At 76.2% G+C, this 3,305-nt stretch carries 3 protein-coding genes and 1 pseudogene; 1 reads left to right on the top strand and 3 read right to left on the bottom strand.

Annotated features, from left to right (window positions below; translation table 11 throughout):
* The 3 genes from G9H71_RS21720 to G9H71_RS21710 form a co-directional block, all read right to left on the bottom strand.
* Nucleotides 1–436, bottom strand: a 436-nt coding sequence (locus G9H71_RS21720) for a response regulator transcription factor (RefSeq protein WP_166284854.1), incomplete at its 3' end; no start/stop codon positions are given.
* Nucleotides 433–1,887: a sensor histidine kinase gene (locus tag G9H71_RS21715; protein ID WP_166284853.1), complete on the bottom strand. Its 1,455-nt coding sequence runs from the start codon at nucleotides 1,885–1,887 to the stop codon at nucleotides 433–435. The genes G9H71_RS21720 and G9H71_RS21715, both read right to left, overlap by 4 nt.
* Before the next feature lie 35 nt (nucleotides 1,888–1,922).
* Entirely contained in the window at nucleotides 1,923–2,618 is a 696-nt protein-coding gene (locus G9H71_RS21710; protein WP_166284852.1) for a DUF7282 domain-containing protein, read from the bottom strand.
* A 167-nt stretch (nucleotides 2,619–2,785) separates the two neighbouring features.
* Here G9H71_RS21710 and G9H71_RS21705 point away from each other — a divergent pair.
* Nucleotides 2,786–3,305 (top strand): annotated as a pseudogene (locus G9H71_RS21705) (hypothetical protein); the annotation flags it as partial.

Raw genomic sequence — 3,305 nt, 5'->3', positions numbered from 1 at the left:
CCTCCACCCGCCGGCTGCGCAGGTCCAGGACGAGCCCGCCGTGCGCCAGCCGGTCCGCGCTGTCGCCGCCACCGGAACGGGCCCGCAGCTGCACCTTGATCCGCGCCGACAGCTCGCGGAAGCGGAAGGGCTTGGCGACGTAGTCGTCCGCCCCTCCCTCCAGCCCGGCCACGACGTCCTCGATGCCGGAGCGCGCCGTCAGCACGATCACGGGTACGTCGGACCCGGCCGCGCGCAGGCTGCGCAGCACCTTGGTCCCGTCGAGGACGGGCAGGCCGAGGTCCAGCACGATCAGGTCGAACTCGCCGCCGAGCGCGGCCGCCAGCGCGCTCGGGCCGTCGGTCACGACCGAGGTGGTGTAGCCCTCGCCGCGCAGCCCCTTCTCGAGGAACGACGCGATGCCCGCCTCGTCCTCCACGATCAGGATGCTGCTCACGACCGAACTCCTCTGTGTGAATCCGGAAGGGTGATTCGAAATTCAGCTCCTCCGCCAGTCGGCGTGTGCAGCGACACGTCTCCGGAGTGGGCGCGCGCGATGGCCCGGACGATGGAGAGGCCCAGCCCCGCGCCGTCGGAGCGACGGGCCGACGAGCGGCCGCGGGCGAAGCGCTCGAAGACCCGGTCGCGCTCGTCGGCCGGCACGCCGGGCCCGCTGTCGCGTACCCACAGCTCGACCGTCCCGGAGCCGCGCCGGCCCCCGATCCACACCGGGTCGCCGGGGCCGGTGTGCTGCACCGCGTTGGCCGCAAGCTGCAGCAGCGCCTGGGTGAGCCGCTGCGGGTCGCCGTCGACCTCGCCGCCCGGACGCGCCTCGACGGCCCACGCCCGGTCGCCCAGCGTGGAGGCCTTGAGCAGCACCTCCTCGAGGAGCAGGTCGACGTCGACCCGCTCCCGACGGACGAACCCGGCCCGCTCGGAGGACGTGAGCAGCTCCAGGTCGTTCACGATGCGGGCCATCCGGTCGAGCTCGGAGTGCACCACCTCGAGCGTCTCCGCGCGCTCGGCCGGGTCGTCGCCCATCAGCTCCAGCTGCCCGCTCACGACGGTGAGCGGCGTGCGCAGCTCGTGCCCCGCGTCGTCGACGAACCGGCGCTGTGCGGCGAAGCCCGCCTCGAGCCGGTCGAGCATGTGGTTGAAGGTACGCGCCAGCTCGGCCACGTCGTCCCCGCCGTGCTGCGCGCCGGCCAGTGGGATGCGGCGCGACAGGTCGCTGTCGGTGATCTCCGCGGCCGCCCGCCGCACGAGTCGCACCGGGCGGAGCAGCCGCCCGGCGAGCACCCACGCCACGGCCGCCGAGACCGCGAGGGCGGCGAGCCCCACGCCGAGCAGGACGCGCACGACGTCACCCACCTCGCGCGCCTCGGCGTCGCGGAACACGGCGGCCACGAAGGTCCCTCGGCCGGGCGCCCCGGGAACCGTCACGGGGACGGCGACGTAGCGGACCTCGCCGCGCGCCGTGCCGGCCACGCCGACGTCGCCGCCGGCGGAGGCGGCGAAGCGGGTGACGAGGGCGGGGTCGGTGTCCAGCCGCAGCAACGGCTGCCGGCTCGAACGGGCCGACGGGACGCCGTCCACCAGCGCGAGCTCCGTCTCGTTCGGGCCGGGGACCGTGCGCGCGAGGCTGGCCGCGAGCAGCGCTCGCACGTCGGTGAACGGCCGCCCCGTCGTCGGGTCGGTGCCGGCCGTCGCCAGCGCGCGCAGCTCGGCCACCTGCACCGCGAGCGCGCGGTCGATCCGGGCGTCCAGGCGCTCCAGCAGGACCTGGCGCGTCGCGCCCACCGCTCCCCCGAGGGCGACGACGACGAGCAGCAGCTGGACCGCGAGCAGCCGCGCCCGGGTCGAGCGCAGCAGCCGGCCCGGGCCGCGGCGGGGGCGTACCTCCGTCACGCGGTCATGCTCTCTCCGCGCCCGTTCGACCGGCGTCAGGAGACGCGGTAGTCGAAGTCCTCGTCCTCGCGCTCGCCGTCCTCGTCGAGGATCAGCGGGTCACCCGTGGGGTCGAACGTTCCGTCGCCGTCGTCGCCGTAGAGCACGGCGACGAGCTCGCCCGACCCGACGACGGCCGTGGACAACGGGATGCTCACCGGCTGGCTGCCCGACGTGACGGCGGCCGAGCCGAGCAGCGTGGTGCCGGTGAAGACGGCGACGTGGCCGCTGCCCCGGCTGGTGCGGGCCTGCTCGATGCGTACGCTGCGCCCGTCGCCGCGCTGGTCCTCGACCTCCAGCTCGGCCTGGGTGTCGACCAGGGCGGGCACGGGCGCGGGCGTCACGGTCGTCCCGGTGCCCGGAGCGACCGCGGCGTCGCCCGCGCCCGAGGGGGACGGGCTCGCGGGCGCGGGGCTCGCCGCGGCGGAGGCACCGGGCGCGGGGCTGGCGGGTGCGGGGCTGGCCTGCACGGGGCTGGGCTGCACGGGGCTGCTCGGCGCGGGGCTGCTCGGCGCGGGGCTGGCCGGCTCGGGCGTCGAGCCCACGGCCGCAGTGACCGGCGCGAAGGCGTCGTCGGCGACCGCGTCCGCGTCGTCGCCGCCACCGCACGCGGCCAGGACGAGCGTGGCGGCGACGACGGCGCTCGCCACCGCGTACCGGCGCAGGGCGTGTCGCGTCATGGTGCGGGGCATTCGGTCTCCTCCTCGTCAGGCCGCGGAGCGTCCGGGCCTGGCTCCAGGACAGCTGCCCACCATGGCAACGCCGTGTGCTGACCGTTAGAGAACTCTCACCTTCCGTGGAAAGTTCTGCGCCCCTCGCCGAGGCGTGAGGTCCCGTTCGCGGTGGCACACTCGATGGGATGGCAAGCCGACCTCCCGAGGGCGAAGACACCTGGCCCGACCGGTTCCCACCCCGGCCGGGGAGCGGCGACGGCCTGGGCGCGTGGGACTCGCTCGTGATCCCCGACGACGCCCGCGAGCTCGAGCCGGACCGGCGCGCCTGGCTGCGCGAGCTGCGGCAGCAGCGCCGTGACCGGTGGCTGCCGCAGGGCCCGGCCGCGCAGCGGTCGCGGACCGTGCTGCTCTTCGCCCTGGTCGCCGGCCTGATCCTCGCCCTCAGCGCCCCGGCTCTGCTGCTGTCTCCGCAGCCTCCGCGCGGCTCGCTCCCGCTGGCTGCCGCCGCCGGCCCGGACGCCGTGGCGGGCGGGCTGCTGCCGGACGTCGAGCTGCGGACGCTAGGGTCCCAGCCGATCGACGCCCGGGCCGCCCGGCCGGCGGTGTTGATGCTCCTGCCCGCGGGCGAGTGCGACTGCCACCCGCTCGTCCTGGACGTCGTGGCCCGCGCGCGGGCCGCGGGCGTCTATCCCTGGCTCGTCACGA

Origin of the sequence: Motilibacter deserti, assembly GCF_011250635.1 — a bacterium.
Classification (GTDB): domain Bacteria; phylum Actinomycetota; class Actinomycetes; order Motilibacterales; family Motilibacteraceae; genus Motilibacter_A; species Motilibacter_A deserti.
Note: the sequence above shows the minus strand (reverse complement) of the source record. Positions and strands in the feature narration are given on the sequence as shown.

Coding starts and splice junctions, on each gene's coding strand:
- G9H71_RS21710 (WP_166284852.1), bottom strand. CDS start 2,618: ATGCCCCGCACCATGACGCGACACGCCCTGCGCCGGTACGCGGTGGCG.